Raw genomic sequence first — 19,770 nt, forward strand, 5'->3', positions numbered from 1 at the left:
GGATTAGTCCTTGTCCTGATCTTTGTCTTGGCTCGCGGTCGCCGACAGGCCGAGCAGGCCGGCGAGCGTGCGCTGGTGGCCGGTGTCGATGGTGGCGTAGACGCTCATGCCGGCCTTCAGCTTGCGCACGGATTTGTCGGTCTCGTCGAAATAGATGCGGATCGGCACGCGCTGCACCACCTTGACGAAATTGCCGCTGGCGTTCTGCGGCGGCAGGATCGCGAATTGCGCGCCGGTACCGGGCGAGAGCGAGCCGATCTTGCCCTTGAAGATATGGTTCGGAAACGCGTCGACCTCGAGCGTGACCGGCTGTCCTTCGGTGACGTAGGTGAGGTCGCTCTCCTTCGGATTGGCGTCGACCCAGGGATGGGCAACGTCGATGATGGAGAACACCGGCGTGCCGGCGGCGACGTAGCGGCCGAGCTGGATCTGCTCGACCTGTGTTGCCACGCCATCCATCGGCGCGCGCAGCACGGTGTGGTCGAGGTTGCGCTGGGCATCGTCCAGCTTGGCTTTCGCTTGCGCGTAGGCGGGGAATTGCTCCAGCGGCAACTCGGGATTGCCGAGCAATTGCGTCTTGGCATTGGAGAGTTGCTGCTTGATGTATTGCGCCTGCGCGCCGGCGGTCACCAATGCATTCGACGCGTTGTCGAGATCGAGCTGCGAGCCGTAATTGTTCTTCACCAGCGACTGCTTGCGTTCCACGTCGCGCTGCTTCAATTCCATGCCCTGCTGGGCGAGATTGAGCATGTCGCCGTAGATCTTGATGTTGGCAACGAGATTGTCATAGGTGATGCGGGCTTGGGCGAGTTGCGCTTTGGCTTCTTCCAATGCGTGACGGAACGGAGCGGGGTCGATCTCGAACAGCTCGTCGCCGTGCTTGACGATCTGGCCCTCCTTGACGACGACCTTCTGGATTTTGCCGGAGATATCGGGGGTCACCAGCACTTTCTGCGCGCCGACATAGGCATCGTCGGTGCCGACATAGCGGCCGCCATTGAGATAGAAGGTGAAGCCGGCCACCGCGACGACGATCGGCAGCACGACCAGAAGCAGCACGCGGCGGTAGCGGCGCAGGCCCGCCAGCAGGCGGCGGCGCGGATTGGTGCCGGCTTTCTTGGTGGGCTTGCCGCCGTCGATTTTCTGCTCGGGCTGGAACTTGAGAACCTGATCAGCCATAGCGCTGCTCCTTACGCGCTTGTTCCGCTCCGCTGGTCTGGATCGCGGACCGCACGTTTTCCTTGATTGTTTCGAGTTGGGTGAGGAGGCGGTGGGCGTCCGCCGGAGTGATGCCGTCGAGCGCGTTGGCCGTGAGCTCGGATTTCAGCCCGCTCATCCGCCCGAGCAATTGCCGCCCGGCCTTCTTCAGGTACAGCCGCTTTACGCGGCGGTCCGACGGATCGTTGCGTCGCTCAATCCAGTCGCTGTCACAGAGCTTGTCGATCAGGCGTGTCAGCGTGATCGGCTGCACCTCGAGAAGCTCGGCGAGCTCCGACTGCTTCATGCCTTCGCTGCGCTCGACCTTGGCCAGCACCGCCCATTGCGCGCGGGTGATGCCGAAGCGCGAGGCTTCCTTGTCGGCATAGACCCGGAGCAGGCGATAGAGCTCGGCGAGCGTAAACAGGAAGTTCTGGTCCACGGGCCCTGGGCTCATGAGCTTGGTCTCCAATAAGCTTGGAATATAATAAGCAAGCTTATGATTATTTCATGGCGGGTTTGCGGGACACTGTCCCGCAGGCCGAGCATGGCTGATGGCCGCATCGCCGGTGCCGCTTTGGGTTCCCCCTTCGAAATGCTAGAACGCCGGTCGCATGACCCTCGCAAAACCGGCATTTCCCGCGCCCGACCACGATCACGGCCGCTGCACCGCGGATGCGCTGGCGCATGCCGAGGCCGTCTGCGGAGAGCGCGCGCAGAAATTCACGCCGATACGCCGCCATGTGCTGGGGGCGCTGCTCTCGAGCCACCGGCCGCTCGGCGCCTATGAGGTGATCGACGAACTGGCAAAGTCGATGCCGCGGCCGGCGCCGATCACGGTCTATCGTGCTCTCGATTTCTTGATGGCCAACGGCCTCGTGCACCGCATCGAAAGCCGCAACGCCTATCTCGCCTGCGCCGCTCACGACCACGACGCGACCTCGGCGGTGACGTTCCTGATCTGCGAGCGCTGTGGCCTGGTCGGTGAGATTCCGTCGGCTTCCTTCGCTAGGGACCTCAACGCCGCCGCGCGCAACTCAGGCTTCGCTCCCAAATTGTCCGTGGTGGAAATCACGGGCGTCTGTGCGCATTGTCAGAAAGCTGCATAGAGCAACAACGGCGCAAAGCCGGTTTTTCAGGAAGAAATGTCCTCACCTCAAATCATACCGTCCGCCGGTCGTCCCCTCAGTGCCGGCGCCATCGCCCTGATGCTCATGCTGTGCCTGACCTGGGGATTCAACCAGATCGCGGTGAAACTGGTGCTGCCGGACATCCCGCCGATGCTTCAGGCCACGTTCCGCTCCATGGGCGCGCTGCCGGTGCTGTTCATCATCGGCACCTTGCGCGGCGTTAAATTCTTCGAACGCGACGGCACCTGGAAGCCGGGCGTCATCGCCGGACTGATGTTCGGCATCGAGTTCGTGCTGATCTTTCAGGGCCTGCGTTTCACACCGGCATCGCGGGCGGTCGTGTTCCTCTACACAGCGCCGTTCTTCGTCGCGCTCGGCTCCTACCAGGTGCTCGGCGAGCGACTGGGCGGTACGCAATGGCTGGGGCTGGCCATCAGCTTTGCCGGTGTCGCACTCGCGATCGGTGTGCCGCAGCCCAACGTCGATTCGCATGTTCTGCTCGGCGACCTCATGATCGTCGGCGGCGCCGCGCTGTGGGCGGCGACCACGCTGGTTGCCAAGGGCACCCGGCTGCGCTTCGCGGCGCCTGAAAAGGCACTCGGCTATCAGGTCGCGACCTCGATCCCGATCCTCGGCACGGCCGCCTGGCTGTTCGGGGAGACCATCCCCCACACCCCGTCGCCACTGTCGCTGGGCCTGATGGCCTTCCAGGCGATCTGGGTGGTGGGAACCACGTTCACGCTTTGGTTCGCGCTGGTGAAGACCTATTCGGCCAGCAAATTGTCGGCTTTTACCTTCATCACCCCTTTGTTTGGCGTGGTGGGTAGCTATTTCATCATGCACGACACGCTGAACCTGACATTCGGGGCTGCCGCCGTCCTTGTCATTGCTGGGCTTTTTCTGGTTAACCGTCCCAGCCAATCCGCTGCGGCACCGCGCGATGCATTGCTGAACGTCACCAAAACCTGATATTTGGACGCCATGAACAAGCTCGAAAACACCATCGATTCCGACATCGCGGGGCCTGCGCCGCGTCATCACACCACCAAGGTCAAGGTCGGCGACGTTACCGTCGGCGGCGGTGCGCCGATCGTCGTGCAGTCGATGACCAACACCGACACAGCCGATATCGACGGCACCATTGCCCAGGTCGCAGCGCTCGCCCGCGCCGGTTCCGAGCTGGTCCGCATCACCGTCGACCGCGAGGAGGCGGCAGCTGCCGTTCCGCATATCCGCGACGGCCTGCTCAAGCTCGGTCTCACCACGCCCCTGATCGGCGACTTCCACTATATCGGCCACAAGCTGCTCGCGGCCTATCCGGCCTGCGCCGAGGCGCTCGCCAAATATCGCATCAATCCCGGCAATGTCGGCTTCAAGGACAAGCGCGACACCCAGTTCGCCGACATCATCGAGATCGCCAACAAGAACAGCAAGCCGGTCCGCATCGGCGCCAATTGGGGCTCGCTCGACCAGGAGCTGCTGACTAGGCTGATGGATGAGAACACCGCCTCGGCCAATCCGCGCGATGCGCGCGCGGTGATGCGCGAAGCCATGGTGCAGTCGGCGCTGCTCTCGGCGGCACGCGCCGAAGAGCTCGGCATGCCCAAGGACCGCATCATCCTGTCGGCCAAGGTCTCGGCGGTGCAGGATCTGATCGCGGTCTACGAGGTTCTCGCCAGCCGTTCCGATTACGCCATCCATCTCGGCCTCACCGAAGCCGGCATGGGCACCAAGGGCATCGTGGCGTCCTCGGCCGCGCTCGGCATCCTGTTGCAGCAGGGCATCGGCGACACCATCCGCATCTCGCTGACGCCGGAGCCCGGCGGCGACCGCACCCGTGAGGTGCAGGTCGGCCAGGAGCTCTTGCAGACCATGGGCTTCCGCACCTTCGTGCCCCTGGTTGCGGCGTGCCCCGGCTGCGGCCGCACGACCTCGACCACGTTCCAGGAGCTGGCCCAATCGATCCAGGGTTTCATCCGCGACGAGATGCCGACCTGGAAAACGAAATATCCCGGCGTGGAAGAGCTCAACGTCGCGGTGATGGGCTGCATCGTCAACGGCCCCGGCGAATCCAAGCACGCCAATATCGGCATCTCGCTGCCGGGCACGGGCGAGGCGCCGGCTGCCCCGGTGTTCGTCGACGGCAAGAAGTTCCGCACCCTGCGCGGGCCGACCATCTCCGCCGACTTCAAGGCGCTCGTGATCGACTACATCGAGCAGCGCTACGGCCAGGGCGCCAAGGTGCCGGTAACCGCGGCGGAGTAGTATTGCTCCGCTCGCGCCTCATACTGAGCTGTCGTCCCGGCGGAGGCCGGGACCCATAACCACAGGATTGGTGGTTAGAACGAGCTGTCGCTCCGAGTTTTCGCCAAACCAAATCCTGTGGTTATGGGTCCCGGATCTGCGCTTCGCTTGTCCGGGACGACGGGCGGTGTTTGCAATGCAGATTGCACATCCTTAACTGCGCGCTACCATGCTCCCAATCAAACGATCGGGAGACACGCCATGAGCTCACTCGCCGGCAAGCAGGGTCCGCGCTATCGCCACGCGACGGACGACGGCGTGCCGTACGAGACCATCGCGGTCGAAAAGCTCACCCCGATCATCGGCGCGGAAATCTCCGGCGTCGACATCGGTAAGCTCGTTTCCGACGATGCCCGCTCCAACCGCCAGATGGACGAGGTCCATCGCGCGCTCGCCGAAAACCTCGTCATCTTCTTCCGCGACCAGACCATCACGCCACAACAGCATCTCGCCTTCGGCCGCAAGTTCGGTGAGCTGCATTTCCATCCTGCCGCGCCGCATGAGGATGAAGACCCGGCGCTGATGAAGATCTATGCGGATGCGAACTCGCCGCGCGCCAACGGTGAGGGTTGGCATTCCGACGTGTCCTGCGATCTCGAGCCGCCGATGGGCTCGATCCTCTACATCAAGCGGTGCCCGCCGCGCGGCGGCGACACGTTGTTTGCCAACATGTACGCAGCCTACGAGGCGCTGTCGGACCGGATGAAGGCCTATGTCGACGGGCTGACCGCGCTGCATGACGGCGAGCCGATCTATCGCGGGCTCTACGCCAATTACGGCGTCGCCGACCGCCCGTCCTATCCGAGTGCCGAGCATCCCGTGGTGCGCACGCATCCGGTCACGGGCAGGAAGGCGCTCTACGTCAACCGCGGCTTCACCCGCCACATCAACGGAATCCCGCGCGACGAGAGCGATGCGATGCTTGCCTATCTTTACCAGCACGCCGAGAATCCGCTGTTCCAGTGCCGCTTTCGCTGGACCGAGAATGCCATCGCCTTCTGGGACAACCGCTGCACCCAGCACCGCGCCATGTGGGACTACTGGCCGCACACACGCTCGGGGACGCGCGTGACGGTGAAGGGAGAGAGGCCGGTGTGAGAGGCATTTTTGTGGTCGCACTCGTCTTTGTCACGAGCTGCGCGATTGCCGGGGACAAGGTGGCGACCGGCGCTGAAGGCACGGTGGCGACTGCTGATGCGGCCGTCGAGATCGCACGTGCGGCGGCCGTTAACCGCTACGGTGAGGTCGTTATTCGAAGCGAGGAGCCTCTAACCGCTGAGCTCAACCAACGTAACAATTGGATTGTGACAGGCATGTTGCCGCACGGCGCAGTTGGCGGAGTAGTTGAAGTTGAAGTCGCCCGCCGTGACGGCAAAGTTCTTCGGATGGTTCACGGTCAATAGCTCAACGTTGACGTCCTCCCGCGCCCGCGCCAATCTCTGCGAAAATAGTCGGGAGAGCCTGCCATGCTCCGCGCCGAGGACAACAAATTCCTGACCGAGGCTGATGCAGGCACCGGCATGGGCGAGCTGCTGCGCCGCTTCTGGATTCCGGTGCTCCTGTCCGAAGAACTCCCTGAGCCCGACGGCGAGCCGAAGAAGATCACTGTGCTCGGCGAGGAGCTGCTCGCCTTCCGCGACACGCGCGGCGTTGTCGGAGTCATCGACCAATACTGCCCGCATCGCGGCGCCAATCTCTGGCTTGGGCGCGTTGAGGAATGCAGTATCCGCTGTGTCTATCACGGTTGGAAGTTCAATACCGACGGCCGGTGCGTCGACATGCCGACGTCCTATCCCGACCTCAACGCCAAAGACCTCATCCGCATCAAATCCTATCCGGTGCGCGAATGGGGCGAGATGATCTGGGCTTATATGGGCCCGGCTGACGCGATGCCCGAGCTGCCGGACCTCGAAATGGCGCTGCTGCCGGCTTCGCACCGCTACGTCAGCAAGAAATGGCAGGACTGCAACTGGGTGCAGGCGCTGGAAGGCTCGATCGACACAGCGCATTTCACCTTCGCCCATCTCTCCTTCGACAAGGAGGAGAACGAGATTTTGGACATCAAGAAGCATTTTGTGAATCCGATCGCGCGGATGTCGAGCGATCACATGCGCTGGATCGCGGAGGATCCGCGCCCGGTGATCAAGATCGCCCCGCACGAAGCAGGCCTCACCATCGCCGGCGGGCGGCTCACCGGCGGCGACAACATCTACTGGCGCATCGCGCAGTTCCTGATGCCGTTCCACGCCTATGCCCCGAGCGCGATGCCGGGCGAGAACATCTTTGGCCAGACCTTCGTGCCCGTCACCGACACCAATTGCTGGATCTACACCTATGCCTGGAATCCGGAGCGGCCGCTGACGCAAGCCGAGCGTGACGCCTTTGACCGCGGCAATGGCGTGATCGCGGAGGTCGGCGACAATTACGTGCCGCTGCGCCACAAGGGCAACGACTATCTGATCGACCGCAAGCTGCAGAAGACCAGGAGCTACACTGGCATCAAGGGCGTCTCCGAACAGGACGCGGCCGTGCAGGACAGCCAGGGCCCGATCGCCGACCGCAGCCGCGAGCATCTCGGTCCGACCGATCTCGGTATCATGCATTTCCGGAAAGTCGTGATGGAGCTGGCGCGGGCGCTTCAGCAGGGCGAGCCGCCGCCGCACGCCGTGCATCAGGATCGCTACGCCGTGCGCTCGGGCGCCTGCGTCACCAGCAAGGCCAAGGACCTTTCCGCGGTGATGCTGGAGCGTTTCGGTGACGTCACGGGTTTTGTCGGCCGGCCGCGGACGGCGGCAGCGGAGTAGCGCTTGGGGCAGCCGCGCAGCATCATCGCAAGTCTCGTCTCGACGCTGGTCGCGTCGATCTTGCTATGGTCGCTGGCGCCTGCAGGCACCGGTCATGCTGCTATCGCGCGAAAAATCGTGAAGCCCAAGCCGCCGCATGCGCCGGTCAAATGTGAGATGTCGAAATTCCGGATCGTCGTGGATGTCGGGCACACCCCGGACTCCTACGGCGCGTTGAGCGCACGCAACGACACGGAGTTCGGCTTCAACTTCCGGCTTGCAAGTCTGATCACGGCGAAGCTCAAAGCCGAAGGCTTTGCCGCGGCCCGCCTGCTCGTCACGGCCGGCAAGGCGCGGCCGAGCCTACTCAAACGCGTCAGCACCGCGAATGACGCCCGGGCCGATCTCTTCCTGTCGATCCATCACGATTCGGTGCCGGACAAGCTGATCGAGACCTGGGAGTTCGACGGCGCGAACAGCTATTTCAGCGACCGCTTTTCGGGCCACTCTCTGTTCGTGTCGCAGCGGAATCCGCACTACGCTGCGAGCCTGATGCTAGCCCGGATGATCGGCCGGCAGCTAAAGGATCAGGACCTGCATTATGCCGGCCAATATGCCCTGCCGGTGATGGGCCGCTACCGGCGCCAATTGCTCGACAAGGATGTCGGCGTCTACCGCTATGACGGGCTCGTCGTGCTCTCGCAAACCCGCAGCGCCGCAGTGCTGCTCGAGGCGGGCTCGATCATCAACCGCGATGAGGAGATGACGATGAACTCGCCGGAGCGGCAGGAGATCATTGCGGGCGCCGTGGCGGCGGCGATGAGGGAATTCTGCGAGAGGCGGTAGTTTGCTCCGCCGCTTCAACAGCCGTCATTGCGAGCGTAGCGAAGCAATCCAGGCTGCCGCCGCGGAAAGATTCTGGATTGCTTCGCTACGCTCGCAATGACGAGGAGCTACAGTGGCCCGCCCCGATACTCCCGGTTCGCCAAACTCGCCTCCTCCAGGTCCAGATCCCGCTCGATCCTCCGGCGCGTCTCGTCGGTGATCTGGCCGTCGCGCAGCAGCTCGTGGATGAATTTGCGCTCGGCGGCGATCAGGTCCCGGGTCAAGGCGGTGCCGGCGGCGGAGACGTCGTGGTGGGTGGGATCGAGCGAATCGGGCAGCTGGTTGACCCGGATCTCGTGCCGCGCGCGCAGGAGCCGCATTACCTCGTCCGACACGTCCTTCTCCTCGGTCAGCGCGTCGAGTGACTTCAGGGCGGCATCGAGGGCCTGGCGCCGTGCTGCGATCTCGGACTCGTGCTCGGCGGCATGCTCGTTGCGACCGGCTTCCGCGACACCGAGCCAACGCACCACCGGAGGCAGCGTGAGGCCGACGCCGATCAACGTGATGAAGATGACACCGAAGGCGACGAACAGGACCAGGTCGCGAAACGGAAAGGCCTCGCCGCCCGGCAGCGTGAACGGCAGCGCCAGCGCCGCCGCCAGCGACACCGCGCCGCGCACGCCGGTGAACGCAAGCACGAACGGCCATTGCCATGGCGGGGAGGGGTCGCGCGCGCGCAGCGACTTGCTGAGCATCCGTGGCAGATAGGTCGCGGGATAGAGCCAGGCGAAGCGCGCGATCACAACGACCGCCAGCACCACGACGGTCGCGATCACGATGTCGTCGAGCGGGAATGCCTTCGATTTCTCGTACAGCGCGCGCATCTGGAACCCGGTGAGCAGGAACAACAAGCCCTCGATCAGATAGATCACGAGGTCCCAGAAGAAGATGCCCTGCAGCCTCGTCGATGCCGAGATCAGCAGCGGGCCGTTCCAGCTCACATAGAGGCCACAGGCGACGGTGGCGATCACGCCGGAGCCGCCGAGATGCTCGGGCAGCCAGTAGGAGACGTAGGGCGTGATCAGCGAGAGTGTCAGCTCGACCTGCGGGTCCCCCGACCATTTGCGGAACCGTAGGGAGAGCCAGCCGACACCGATGCCGAAGGCGATCTCGCCGGCGACGATGAGCAAGAACTCGCCGCCTGCCAGAGGCAGCGAGAAATGCCCGACCATGATTGCGGCGAGCGCGAAGCGGTAGAGAATCAGCGCGGTGGCGTCATTCGCGAGCCCTTCGCCTTCGAGGATGACCATGAGCCTGCGCGGCAAATGCAGCCGGCGCGCGATCGCGAGCGGCGCCACCACGTCGGGCGGCGCCACGATGGCGCCGAGCAGGAAGCCGATCGTCCAGGGCAGGCCGATGAAATAATGCGTGGCGGTTGCGACCAGCGCTGTGGTGAAGATCACCGCGCCGACCGCGAGCAGCACGATGGGGCGAAGATTCTTTTTGAACTCGCGCCAGCTCATCGCGACGCTTGCCGAGTAGATCAGCGGCGGCAGCACCATCAGCAGCACCAGCTCCGGCGGCAGCTCGACCGGCGGCATGCCCGGCACGAAGGCGAGGCCGACGCCGGAGAGCATCAGCAGAATGGCAGGCGCGATGTTGAAGCGGCGGGCGACAAGCGCGGTGCCCGCCAGCACGGCGAGCAGGATGAGAAAGGTCTGAAATTTCGCTTCCATGATGATCTGTCTTCACCCGGAAGCGGTCGCAACGTCAATGCGTGCGGCTTACACCAGCCGCTCGGCCACCATGCGGCCGATGCGTGCGAACACGGTTTCGATCTGCGCCGCGGTCGGCGTGCCGCCCTGAGTATAGGCCGCGATCAGGATCGGTGCATCGGGCTTCGTGTCGATTTTGGGCCAGGCCACTGCGACGTCGCCGGAGGCGTCCTTGCCGTTGTTGCCGGTCTTGTCGCCGATCTTCCAGCTTGCGGGGAGCCCGCCACGCAGCCGGTTCGCGCCGGTCTTGCAACCCACCAGCCACTCCGTGAGCTGTGCGCGCGAGGTGGCCGACAGCGCCTCGCCCGTGAGCAGCCGGCGCAGATTGCCTGCCATCGCCGCCGGCGTCGTGGTGTCGTGGGGATCACCGGGCGGTGAGCGGTTGAGCTCGGGCTCATTGTGGTCGAGCCGCGAGGTGGTGTCGCCGAGTGAGCGCCAGAATGCCGTGAGCGCGGCGGGGCCGCCGATCCGTGCCAACAGCAAATTGGCGCAGGTGTTGTCGCTGAGCTCGACGATCGCCTTGCACATCTCGGTGACCGACATTGCGCCGGCGGCAATGTTCTGCCTGGCGACCGGTGCGTACTCCAGCAGGTCGGCCTTGCCGTACGGGATCATGGCCGCAAGCTGATCCTCGCCACGATCGACCCGCGCCAGGACGCAAGCCCCCAGCGAAGCCTTGAATGTTGAGCACATGACGAACCGTTCGTCAGCGCGCCAGGCGAGCTTTGCGCCGGTCGCGAGGTTTTCGGCATAGACCCCGATCCGGCCGCCACTCTCGCGCTCATAGGTTTCGAGCTCAGGCTGCGCGTCCGCGGCGAGCGCAGGGGAGGCGGCCATCCAGCACAGCGAGGCGAGCAGCGAACGGCGGTCGAGAAGCATGGGGAACCTTTGAGTGAGACGGGCGGCGCGGTGGAGATGCGGCATGCACTCCATCCGCATCGTCATTGCGAGCGCAGCGAAGCAATCCAGTCTGCCTCCGCGGAAAGACTCTGGATTGCTTCGCTGTGCTCGCAATGACGGAGGATGTGCGACGAGTGCGCCCGATTTCGGGCAGCGGATGGTCGCGCCCCTCACTCCCGCAGGTCATACCGATAGGATTTCGACACGATCTGCCAGCCGTCGGCGAGCTTCATCGCCACCAGATAGTCGGTGAAAAAACGCGGCGGCAATTGGCACCGGACCTTGATGAAGGCGGTCTTGTCGTCCGAACGGTCGATGGTGACGATGAAATCCTCGCGCGCCTTGCCTTCGGCCTTGCCGGAGGGACGCTTGCGCACGCGGTCGAGCCAGTCCGGCACGGTCAGCACCTGCAGCTCGCCCTTCTCGACCCAGCGCAAATCGGCGGAGGGGTGGAAGATGGCGCCGAGTTTTTCGGCATCGCCCTCGTAAAGTCCGTCGAAGTAAGATTGCACGACGGCTTCGACGCTCGAACGGTTCTGGCTCATGGTCATCCCTTTGAATGATGGCTCAGGGCGAACTTAGTCGTACACATCAAAATGCGCTATGGTGTCCGTACCATTGGCGCAAGGACGCTGTGATGACCGGATCAGAGAATTCGAACGCTTCCTTCCTGATCGGCGAATGCTACTGCCGCACCGTGCGCTACGAGGTGGCGGACGCGTTCTCCTATGCGATGAACTGCCACTGCTCGGATTGCCGCCGCACCACGGGCGCCGCCTTCAAGCCGTTCGCCGGCATCGAGCAGAGCAAGCTCCGCATCATCAGAGGGGAGGACCAGCGCACCATCTACGGTGACGACACCACCCACGACGCCCACTGCGCCCGCTGCGGCTCGCTGCTTTATTCCCGGGTGCGCGAGGGAAAATGGGTCCATGTCGCCATGGGAACCCTGGTCGATGTCCCCTCCATCCGACCGAGCGCCCACATTTTCGTGGGCTCGAAGGCGCCCTGGCACGAGATTACGGACAATCTGCCTCAATATCGGGGCCACATCGGGGATGCCTGAGGGAACCTGCTGCGCACCTGTTTCGCGGCGAACCGCGGCCGGACTGGCGCGACAAACAAAAGGGGTCTTTCGGCCCGCCGCCGGCGCCACCTTCGTGACCTCCGTCACAAGCGTCCGCGACGGACCCTGCTAAAGCCGTCCCAAAGGGGCTCGAACTGCCCTGAACTCGGAAGTCGTGTCATGCGCCAATTGCTCAGACTTTGCCCACTTCTCCTCGTCGTCGCGCTGCTATTCGGCACCGGGCCCGCTTTCGCCGGGAAGCGCGTCGCGCTGGTGATCGCCAACTCCGCCTATCAGCATGCGCCGTCGCTTACGAACCCCGTCAATGACGGTTCGGTGATGGCCAGGACGCTGAAGGAGGCCGGGTTCGACATCGTCGATTCCCGGCGCGATCTGACGGCGCAGGAAACCCGGCGTGTGCTGCGCGAATTCGCCGACGGGACCCGCGATGCCGATATCGCCGTAGTCTATTATGCCGGCCACGGCATCGAGGTCGAAGGCTCGAATTATCTGATCCCTGTCGACGCCAAGCTGGAGCGTGACACCGACGTCTTTGACGAGGCGCTCTCCCTCGACCGCGTCCTGGTCGCGGTCGAACCGGCCAAGCAGCTTCGCCTGGTGATCCTGGATGCCTGCCGTGACAATCCGTTCGGCAAGACCATGAAGCGCACGGTCGCCTCGCGCGGCATCGGCCGCGGCCTCGCCCAGGTTGAGCCGACCAGCTCCAACACGCTGATCGCCTATTCGGCCAAGGCCGGCTTCACGGCGCAGGACGGCGACGGTGCGAACAGCCCCTTCACCGTGGCGCTGTCGAAGCATCTGACGACGCCCGGCCTCGACGTCCGCCGCGCCTTCGGCTTCGTGCGCGACGACGTGCTCAAGTCGACAGGTAACAAGCAGGAGCCGTTCGTCTATGGCTCGCTCGGCGGCGAAGACGTTCCGCTGGTGCCGGTCAAGGTGACCGCTGCGGCTGCCGCTGCGCCCGCGCCGAATCCTCAGGCTGACATCCGCCGCGATTACGAACTCGCGCTCCAGGTCGGCAACAGGCCGGCGTGGGATGCCTTCCTTGCCCAGCATCCCGACGGCTTCTATGCGAGCCTCGCCAAGCTTCAGGTCGAAAAAATCGGCGCCGAACAGGCTCATGCGGCGGCCACCGAGAAGGCCAAGCAGGCCGAGGCCGAGCGCGATCGTCTCGCCGCGGTTGGCGCGCAGAAGGATACGCAGGCAAAGGCAGCCGCCGATGCGAAGGCCGCAGAGCAGGTACAGCTTGCCGCGCAAAAGGCCAAGGAGCAGGCGCAGCAGCAGGCGGCCGCCGCCGAGCAGCAGCGCGTCAATCTCGCCGCCGCGGCGCCGAGTGCAGCGCCCGCCAGCACGGCGAGCCCAGCCGGCACCAACGTCGCGTCGCTGACGCCGGCCACCGCGCCGGCCGATCTCAGCCGCTCGGTGCAGACCGAGCTCGGCCGCGTCGGCTGCTTCTCCGGCGCCGCCGACGGCAACTGGACCACGTCCGCACAGCGCTCGTTGTCGCAGTTCAACCGCTATGCCGGCACCAAGCTCGACGTGAAGGTGGCAAGCACCGATGCGCTCGACACGGTCAAGTCGAAACAGTCACGCGTCTGTCCGCTGGTTTGCGAGCACGGCTTCAAGACCGACGGCGACAAGTGCACCAAGATCGTCTGCCGTGATGGCTATGCGCTCAACGACGACAACGAGTGCGAGAAGCAGCGTGCCGCCAAGCCCGCGACCGCCAAGCCTGCGACCGCAAAGCTTCACGACGGCGACGAGCGTCCCGCACGGCAGCGTCGTCAAGCCGGCGGTTCGGCTGCAGAAGCGGCGGGCGGCTTTGGTGGCGCTGCGGGCATAGCTGCCGCCGCTGGCGCCAGCCGCCGCTCGAGTGGCGGGCAGATGTTCTGCAATAACGGCGGCTGCCGTCCGGTCAACCGCGGCTGCCATCTCGAATATCGCGGCGGCGGCGGCCCCGGCAACGATGCCAATGCCGAGGTCTGTAACTAGGATTGCGGGAGTGAGTTCAGGCCGAGATCGCGCTTGCCGCGATGTTGACAGTCAGCGCCAGTAAGGCCGTGTTGTAGATGAATGAGATGATGCCGTGCGCGGTGGCGGTGCGGCGGATGGTCTTGTCGGTGATGCCGACGTCGGAGACCTGCGCGGTCATGCCGATCACGAACGAGAAATAGACGAAGTCCCAATAATCCGCGTGGTCTTCCTTGTCGCCGCTTGGAAACTGAAGGCCGCCCGGCGTTGGGTGACGATAATAATCATGCGCGTAATGCAGCGCGAAGGTCGTATGCACGGCTGCCCAGGACAGCGCGATGGTCGTGATCGCGATGGTCAGCTCCGCGGCTCCGCGGTGGACGCCGAGCTCGGCGACAATGGCTGCGATGCTCGCAAACGCGCCGATCGCCGTCACCAGCAGGATCACAAAGCGGCCATCGTCCTGCATCGCGGCGCTTCTACGGATATGCTGGTGATCGTTGCAAAGCATCATTGCATAGACCAGCACGAGATAGACCGCGATCAGCGCATCCCAGCCGAGCACAAGCCGCGTCGTGAGCCGGGATGAGCCTGGCACAAGCAGACAGACGAGGATACCGACGGCAAGCGAGATGAACGTCCGCGGCCGGGCGTAAATCAGCCGCATCGGCCGCGACATCTGGCGGAAGCGGACGAGGGCGGGATCCTCTTTGGTGCCGCCCGTCATCGTGCGGCTAGTTCTTGCGTTCGGCGACGAACCGCGCAGCCGCTTGCAGCACTGCGGCCCGATCGCCGAAGATCGACACGGCGCTGTCAGCCCGCGCGAGCAGGTCGCGGACGCGCTGCTTGGCGCCTTCGATGCCGAGCTGGGTGACAAAGGTGGTCTTGCCGAGAGCTGCATCGGCGCCGGCAGGCTTGCCGAGCGCGGCGGCATCGCCTTCGACGTCGAGCAGATCGTCGGCGATCTGGAAGGCTTCACCGAGCGCGCGGCCGTAATCGTCGAGCGCCTGATACTCCCTTTGCGAGGCCTGGCCGAGGATCGCGCCGGCGATGCAGCCGTAGCGCAGCAGCGCGCCGGTCTTCATCTGCTGAATGCGGGCGACGTCGATCGGCTCATTGCCGCCAAAGCGGCCTTCGCCGGCAAGGTCGAGAATCTGGCCGCCGACCATGCCGCCGATGCCGGCGCAGCGCGCCAGTGCGCGGGTCAGCAAAAGCCTCACATTGGCGTCGCGATGGATCTCGTCGCGGGTGATGATGTCGAAGGCGAGCGTCAGGAGGCCGTCACCGGCGAGGATCGCGGTCGCGTCGTCGGTCTTCTTGTGCAAGGTCGGACGGCCGCGGCGCAGGTCCGAATTGTCCATCGCCGGCAGATCGTCGTGGATCAGCGAGTAGCAGTGGATGCATTCGAGCGCCGCACCGACGAGCAGCGCGGCTTCGCGCGGCACGCCGAACACGGCCGCGCTCTCGACCACCAGGAAGGGCCGCAGGCGCTTGCCGCCGTTGAGGCTCGAATAGCGCATTGCGTCCATCAGTCGCTTGGGCCGGGCGATCTCATCGGGCAGGATGTCGTCCGACAGCAGGCGCCCGAGCAGCGCCTCGGTGTCATCAGCGGTCTTGTCCAGACGTTTGGCGAAATCGGACGGGGACGTGCCGGTCATCAAGAAGGGCTCCAGAACTAAAATTCGGCGGGACAATCCTTTATGCGCCCGCCTCAGTCAATCGTTTGGAAGGCCTAAAAAGTGCTGGAAAAGGCCCGAATTATCACAGACTTAATGCCGGGCCCGTGGCCGCGTTTCGTTCTGCGCCGGAAAGGTTGATTTGCGCGTCGTCAAAATCCTTCTCCTGGTGCTCGCGGTCGCGGTTCTCGCGCCCTATGTCGTCGCGCCGTTCTACCGCGCCGGCCATCCCGTTTCGACGCTGATGATCTGGCGCTCGCTTCGGGGTGCGCCGATGCAGCGGGAATGGATCGATCTGGCGGCGATGTCGCCCTCGCTGCCACGCTCGGTGGTGGCGGCCGAGGACGCCCATTTCTGCAAGCATCACGGTATCGACTGGGGGGCGCTGCGTGAGGCGGTCGACGATGCCCGGGAGGACGGCACCCCGTTCCGGGGCGCTTCCACCATCACCCAGCAGGTGGCGAAAAACCTGTTCCTCTGGCAGGGGCGGGACTTCGTCCGCAAGGCGCTGGAATTCCCGCTGGCGCTGTGGATCGATCTCGTGCTGCCCAAGGCACGGATCCTGGAGATTTACCTCAACATCGCTGAGCTGGGACCACAGGGCCAGTTTGGGGCCGAGGCGGGCAGCGCCTATGCCTTCGGCAAATCGGCGGCGAATCTCTCCCCCCGGGAGGCGGCGCTTCTGGCCTCGATCCTGCCGAATCCGGTCAAACGCAGCGCCAGGACGCCGGGACCGGGTGTCCGGCGGCTGGCCGGGACCTATGTGGCGAGGGCGCAGGCGAGCTCGCTTTCGACCTGCTGGCGGGAGAATCGCTGATTTCCGGTCCTTTTCGGGCGCATTTTCCGGCCCAGAGCCCTAGATTTAAGGCAGGCCTTCCTCTATAAGCCCGGCCTTGACCGGCATTCAGCTCGCCTCGGTTTGCGGGTGCTGAGCCGTCCCCTCGCGGACGATGCCCTGATGACACCAATCCCTAGAGGATACTGAAATGGCCGTTCCGAGAAGAAAAACCTCGCCGTCGCGCCGCGGCATGCGCCGCTCGGCTGACGCCATCAAGAAGCCGACCTATGTGGAAGACAAGGACTCCGGCGAGCTCCGTCGTCCGCATCATCTCGACCTCAAGACCGGCATGTACAAGGGCCGTCAGGTCCTGAAGAAGAAAGAGTCCTGAATTCAGGACCTTTCCCAGGCAGGATGATTTCGCCTGCCTGATTTCGGCCAATCCATGAGATATGACAGTGACGGCGGCGGAGCGAATGCTTCGCCGCCGCATTGTCCTGTCTGGATTTCTTGATCGAGAAGGCATTTCGCCGATGGTCGGTTTCCCGCTGCTCCTGATCCCGCTTGCGGTCTACAACATCATCGCCTTCCTGATGCCCAGCGTGTCCTTTACGGACGTGCTGTTCAGGGTGCCGATGATCACGGGCGAGGCCTGGCCGGTCACGCTTGCCGACGTGATGCTCGCGCTAGGTGTCGTGCTGCTGCTGCTCGAGGTAGTCAAGGGCGCGCGGCCCGGGTCGAAATTCCTGATGGATCATTTGCTGTCGCTGATTGTGTTCGGCGCGGCTGCGGCCGAATTCGTGATGTGGCCCAAATTCGGCAACTCCACCTATTTCCTTCTGGTGCTGCTGGCGATGGCCGATTTCCTCGGCGGCATCGCCCAGCGCACCCGCCGCCGCGTCGCCTATGTCGCCGAAACGACTGTGCCGGCGCCTCGCAAGGCCAGGCGCCAGGCCGAGACGCCGGCGGATGACGGGACGTTCGAGCCCAAGTTCGAGCCGGTCGTTGCGCCGCCCGCATCCGCGCCTTCCGCGCAATCGGTCGCCGAATCCGTACTGATGGATCATCCCGCGCCAAAGCCTGTGAGTACGCCCTCGCCGGAAATTCCCTCGCCGCATTTGCAGCCGGGCAACGGCACCCAGCCGTCTCCCGACGCGCCGCGCTGATTCAAGCCACCTGGCGCGTGCGCGCGGTCACGCTCGGAAGCGGGCGCTTGCTGCCATAGGCGACCTGCGCATCCTCGGAAGACACGCGGCGAAGTCGGCTCGCCTGGGGCAGGTGCTCGGCATTGGCGATGAGCTGGGCGACGAAGCTCGGATCGGGGCGCGGCAGCGGTGCCTTGTGGACCCACTGCAAAACCGGCATCAGCGGCACCACAGCCGAGCCTGTGCCGTTGTCCGCCACGTCCACTTGATCAGTACTCAACATCGCGATCACCGTTGACCCGGCTTGGATTGTCGCGTTTCGAGACGCTGGCGCCGGTGCGTGTGATGTACTCGCAAGGCCTATGCCGGACGGGCCGGTTTGGTTCCTGCACGAGAACAAACGTGGTTTCCAAATTGTTTATCAACTTTGCCTAGGGTCAATGGCGAATCTGGCTTTATCCTGTGCCGACTCAGGACTCCCCGCTGTCCCGAAACGAGGCGATTTTGACCCCCGCATTGCCGCAAGCCTCCGACATCCTGGCTGCCCTTGGCCAGGCCGTGTTCGCCTGGGACATCGCCAGCGATGCCATCGTCTGGGGTGAGCAGGTCGGCGCCATCTTCCCCGGGATTCCCACCGAACGGCTGGCCACCGGCGCCGAATTCGCAAAGCTGATCGAGCCCGCGCAATCGCTGCGGACCGCCGCGCTGGCGCAGACCTCAGCCGTGCATGGCGCCGACGGCACGCCCTACCGGGTCGAGTACGGCGTGCGCATGAGCGCCGCCGATCCCATGGTCTGGATCGAGGAGACCGGCCGCTGGTTCGCCGGCCCCGACGGCCGCCCGGTGCGTGCGATCGGCTCCGTCCGCATCAACAATGAACGCCATGCCCGCGACGAGGAACTGACGAAGCTCGCCCGGCTCGATCCACTGACCGGCGAGCTCAATCGCTCGCATCTGATCGCCGCGCTGGCCGAGGCTGTTGAGGAGACGACCCGTTTCCGCTCGACCGCGGCCTTCATGCTGGTCGGCATCGATCATCTCGCGCGTGTCAACGACGCCTTCGGCTTCGACGTTGCCGACGCCGTGATCCTCGACGTCGCCACGCGCATTCGCGCGCGCTTGCGCGGCGGCGACGTGCTCGGCCGCTTCTCCGGCAACAAGTTCGGCCTGATCCTGAAGAACTGCACCGTCGACGACATGAACGTCGCCGCCGAGCGCTTCCTCGCCGGCATCCGCGACGAGGTGGTGCCGACCAAATCCGGCCCGGTGTCGGTCACCGCCTCGATCGGCGCGGTCAGCGTGCCGCGCTATGCCCGCAACACCGATGAAGCCGTCAATCGCGCCCACGAGACCCTGGACACCGCGAAACAACGCCGAGTCGGCTCGTTCGCAGCCTGGCGCCCGGATGCCGCGCGCGACGCCCAGCGCCGCGTCAACATCCGCGTCACCGACGAGATCGTCACCGCATTGAATGAGCGCCGCATCAAGCTCGCCTATGAGCCGGTGGTTGCCGCCCTCTCGCGCGAGTGCGCTTTTCACGAATGCCTGGTGCGGATGGACCAGGGCGACGGCCAGGTGCTGCTCGCGCCCGACATCGTGCCGGTCGCGGAACGGCTCGGCCTGATCCGCCTGGTCGATCACCGCGTGCTCGAGCTCGTGGTCGCCGAACTCGCCGCCGCGCCCGACATCTGCCTCAGCCTCAACATCTCGCCGGACACCACCATGGATCCGGATTGGTGGGCCGGAATCGAATCGCTCATGCGCGCCCATCCCGGCGTCGCCGAGCGGCTGATCGTCGAGATCACCGAAACCGTCGCGATCCAGGACATCGACGACGTGCGCGGCTTCGTCACCCGGCTGAAGAATTTCGGCAGTCGCATCGCCATCGACGATTTCGGTGCCGGCTACACCTCGTTCCGTAATCTGCGCAAGCTCGGCGTGGACATCGTGAAGATCGACGGCGCGTTCGTGCAGAACATCACTCGCTCCGCCGACGACCGCGCCTTCGTGCAGACCTTGATCGACCTCGCTCGCCGCCTCGACATCAAGACGGTGGCCGAATGGGTGCAGGACGAAGAAGCTGCGAACATGCTGCGCGACTGGGGCTGCGACTACATCCAGGGCCGCCTGATCGGGCTCGCCTCAGCCGACCGCCCCTGGGGCGCGCCGCCGGACAGCGCGCTGCCCGCGGCAAGCTGA

General features: G+C 64.7%; 21 protein-coding genes. 13 read left to right on the forward strand and 8 right to left on the reverse strand.

All coding sequences use genetic code 11. The annotated features are described in order from the left end of the window. Window positions 1-3: 3 nt before the first annotated feature. Window positions 4-1,179: an HlyD family secretion protein gene (locus IVA75_RS12585; RefSeq protein ID WP_247285201.1), complete on the reverse strand. Its 1,176-nt coding sequence runs from the start codon at window positions 1,177-1,179 to the stop codon at window positions 4-6. Then, window positions 1,172-1,654: a MarR family transcriptional regulator gene (locus IVA75_RS12590; RefSeq protein WP_007598134.1), complete on the reverse strand. Its 483-nt coding sequence runs from the start codon at window positions 1,652-1,654 to the stop codon at window positions 1,172-1,174. The genes IVA75_RS12585 and IVA75_RS12590 overlap by 8 nt, the downstream gene beginning before the upstream one ends. A gap of 157 nt (window positions 1,655-1,811) precedes the next feature. Here IVA75_RS12590 and IVA75_RS12595 point away from each other — a divergent pair, with 157 nt between their 5' ends. The 7 genes from IVA75_RS12595 to IVA75_RS12625 all read left to right on the forward strand — a co-directional run bounded on the left by IVA75_RS12595 (window position 1,812) and on the right by IVA75_RS12625 (window position 8,260). Further along, window positions 1,812-2,306 (forward strand): transcriptional repressor, encoded by a 495-nt coding sequence (locus IVA75_RS12595; protein WP_027566032.1) that lies wholly within the window; start codon window positions 1,812-1,814, stop codon window positions 2,304-2,306. A gap of 36 nt (window positions 2,307-2,342) precedes the next feature. Then, window positions 2,343-3,296 (forward strand): DMT family transporter, encoded by a 954-nt coding sequence (locus tag IVA75_RS12600; protein WP_247285202.1) that lies wholly within the window; start codon window positions 2,343-2,345, stop codon window positions 3,294-3,296. 12 nt (window positions 3,297-3,308) lie between these two features. Continuing rightward, window positions 3,309-4,592: a flavodoxin-dependent (E)-4-hydroxy-3-methylbut-2-enyl-diphosphate synthase gene (gene ispG / locus IVA75_RS12605; protein WP_027566030.1), complete on the forward strand. Its 1,284-nt coding sequence runs from the start codon at window positions 3,309-3,311 to the stop codon at window positions 4,590-4,592. Between the two features lie 240 nt (window positions 4,593-4,832). Continuing rightward, window positions 4,833-5,729, forward strand: coding sequence for a TauD/TfdA family dioxygenase (locus tag IVA75_RS12610; protein ID WP_247285203.1), 897 nt, complete (start codon window positions 4,833-4,835; stop codon window positions 5,727-5,729). 11 nt (window positions 5,730-5,740) lie between these two features. After that, on the forward strand, window positions 5,741-6,034 hold the full coding sequence (locus IVA75_RS12615; RefSeq protein WP_247285204.1) for an NTF2 fold immunity protein: 294 nt from the start codon (window positions 5,741-5,743) through the stop codon (window positions 6,032-6,034). A 63-nt stretch (window positions 6,035-6,097) separates the two neighbouring features. After that, window positions 6,098-7,435, forward strand: coding sequence for a Rieske 2Fe-2S domain-containing protein (locus tag IVA75_RS12620; protein WP_247285205.1), 1,338 nt, complete (start codon window positions 6,098-6,100; stop codon window positions 7,433-7,435). Window positions 7,436-7,438: 3 nt separating this feature from the next. Beyond that, a complete protein-coding gene (locus IVA75_RS12625; protein WP_247285206.1) occupies window positions 7,439-8,260 on the forward strand; it encodes an N-acetylmuramoyl-L-alanine amidase in 822 nt (273 codons plus the stop codon). A 107-nt stretch (window positions 8,261-8,367) separates the two neighbouring features. On the opposite strand, the gene IVA75_RS12630 is transcribed toward IVA75_RS12625, so the two are convergent. The 3 genes from IVA75_RS12630 to IVA75_RS12640 form a co-directional block, all read right to left on the reverse strand. Then, the gene (locus tag IVA75_RS12630) at window positions 8,368-9,975 is read right to left on the reverse strand and encodes a Na+/H+ antiporter (RefSeq protein ID WP_247285207.1); all 1,608 of its coding nucleotides are present in this window, start codon (window positions 9,973-9,975) and stop codon (window positions 8,368-8,370) included. A 48-nt stretch (window positions 9,976-10,023) separates the two neighbouring features. Further along, window positions 10,024-10,893, reverse strand: a complete 870-nt coding sequence (gene bla / locus IVA75_RS12635) for a class A beta-lactamase (RefSeq protein ID WP_247285208.1) — start codon at window positions 10,891-10,893, stop codon at window positions 10,024-10,026. A 191-nt stretch (window positions 10,894-11,084) separates the two neighbouring features. After that, entirely contained in the window at window positions 11,085-11,459 is a 375-nt protein-coding gene (locus tag IVA75_RS12640; RefSeq protein ID WP_106941496.1) for a nuclear transport factor 2 family protein, read from the reverse strand. Between the two features lie 92 nt (window positions 11,460-11,551). Here IVA75_RS12640 and IVA75_RS12645 point away from each other — a divergent pair, with 92 nt between their 5' ends. Both IVA75_RS12645 and IVA75_RS12650 read left to right on the forward strand, forming a co-directional pair. After that, window positions 11,552-11,980 (forward strand): GFA family protein, encoded by a 429-nt coding sequence (locus IVA75_RS12645; protein ID WP_247285209.1) that lies wholly within the window; start codon window positions 11,552-11,554, stop codon window positions 11,978-11,980. Between the two features lie 180 nt (window positions 11,981-12,160). After that, window positions 12,161-13,993: a caspase family protein gene (locus tag IVA75_RS12650; RefSeq protein ID WP_247285210.1), complete on the forward strand. Its 1,833-nt coding sequence runs from the start codon at window positions 12,161-12,163 to the stop codon at window positions 13,991-13,993. A gap of 16 nt (window positions 13,994-14,009) precedes the next feature. Here the strand turns inward: IVA75_RS12650 and IVA75_RS12655 are convergent, their stop codons facing one another. Then, complete coding sequence (locus IVA75_RS12655; protein ID WP_247285211.1) at window positions 14,010-14,699, reverse strand: DUF1345 domain-containing protein; 690 nt, start codon at window positions 14,697-14,699, stop codon at window positions 14,010-14,012. A gap of 7 nt (window positions 14,700-14,706) precedes the next feature. After that, entirely contained in the window at window positions 14,707-15,630 is a 924-nt protein-coding gene (locus tag IVA75_RS12660) for a polyprenyl synthetase family protein (RefSeq protein WP_247285212.1), read from the reverse strand. Window positions 15,631-15,790: 160 nt separating this feature from the next. Here IVA75_RS12660 and mtgA point away from each other — a divergent pair, with 160 nt between their 5' ends. The 3 genes from mtgA (at window position 15,791) to IVA75_RS12675 (ending at window position 17,592) form a co-directional block, all read left to right on the forward strand. Further along, on the forward strand, window positions 15,791-16,465 hold the full coding sequence (gene mtgA, locus IVA75_RS12665) for a monofunctional biosynthetic peptidoglycan transglycosylase (protein ID WP_027566018.1): 675 nt from the start codon (window positions 15,791-15,793) through the stop codon (window positions 16,463-16,465). A gap of 169 nt (window positions 16,466-16,634) precedes the next feature. After that, window positions 16,635-16,817, forward strand: coding sequence for a 50S ribosomal protein L32 (gene rpmF, locus IVA75_RS12670; protein WP_007598106.1), 183 nt, complete (start codon window positions 16,635-16,637; stop codon window positions 16,815-16,817). Between the two features lie 142 nt (window positions 16,818-16,959). Next, window positions 16,960-17,592 carry a hypothetical protein gene (locus IVA75_RS12675; protein WP_247285213.1) on the forward strand — a complete coding sequence of 211 codons (633 nt, stop codon included), beginning with the start codon at window positions 16,960-16,962 and terminating at the stop codon, window positions 17,590-17,592. A 1-nt stretch (window position 17,593) separates the two neighbouring features. Here the strand turns inward: IVA75_RS12675 and IVA75_RS12680 are convergent, their stop codons facing one another. Next, window positions 17,594-17,854: a hypothetical protein gene (locus IVA75_RS12680; RefSeq protein ID WP_247285467.1), complete on the reverse strand. Its 261-nt coding sequence runs from the start codon at window positions 17,852-17,854 to the stop codon at window positions 17,594-17,596. Between the two features lie 221 nt (window positions 17,855-18,075). On the opposite strand from IVA75_RS12680, the gene IVA75_RS12685 reads away from it, so the two are divergent. Next, complete coding sequence (locus tag IVA75_RS12685; protein ID WP_247285214.1) at window positions 18,076-19,770, forward strand: bifunctional diguanylate cyclase/phosphodiesterase; 1,695 nt, start codon at window positions 18,076-18,078, stop codon at window positions 19,768-19,770.

The sequence above is a fragment of the Bradyrhizobium sp. 134 genome (assembly GCF_023074155.1).
Taxonomy (GTDB): Bacteria; Pseudomonadota; Alphaproteobacteria; order Rhizobiales; family Xanthobacteraceae; genus Bradyrhizobium.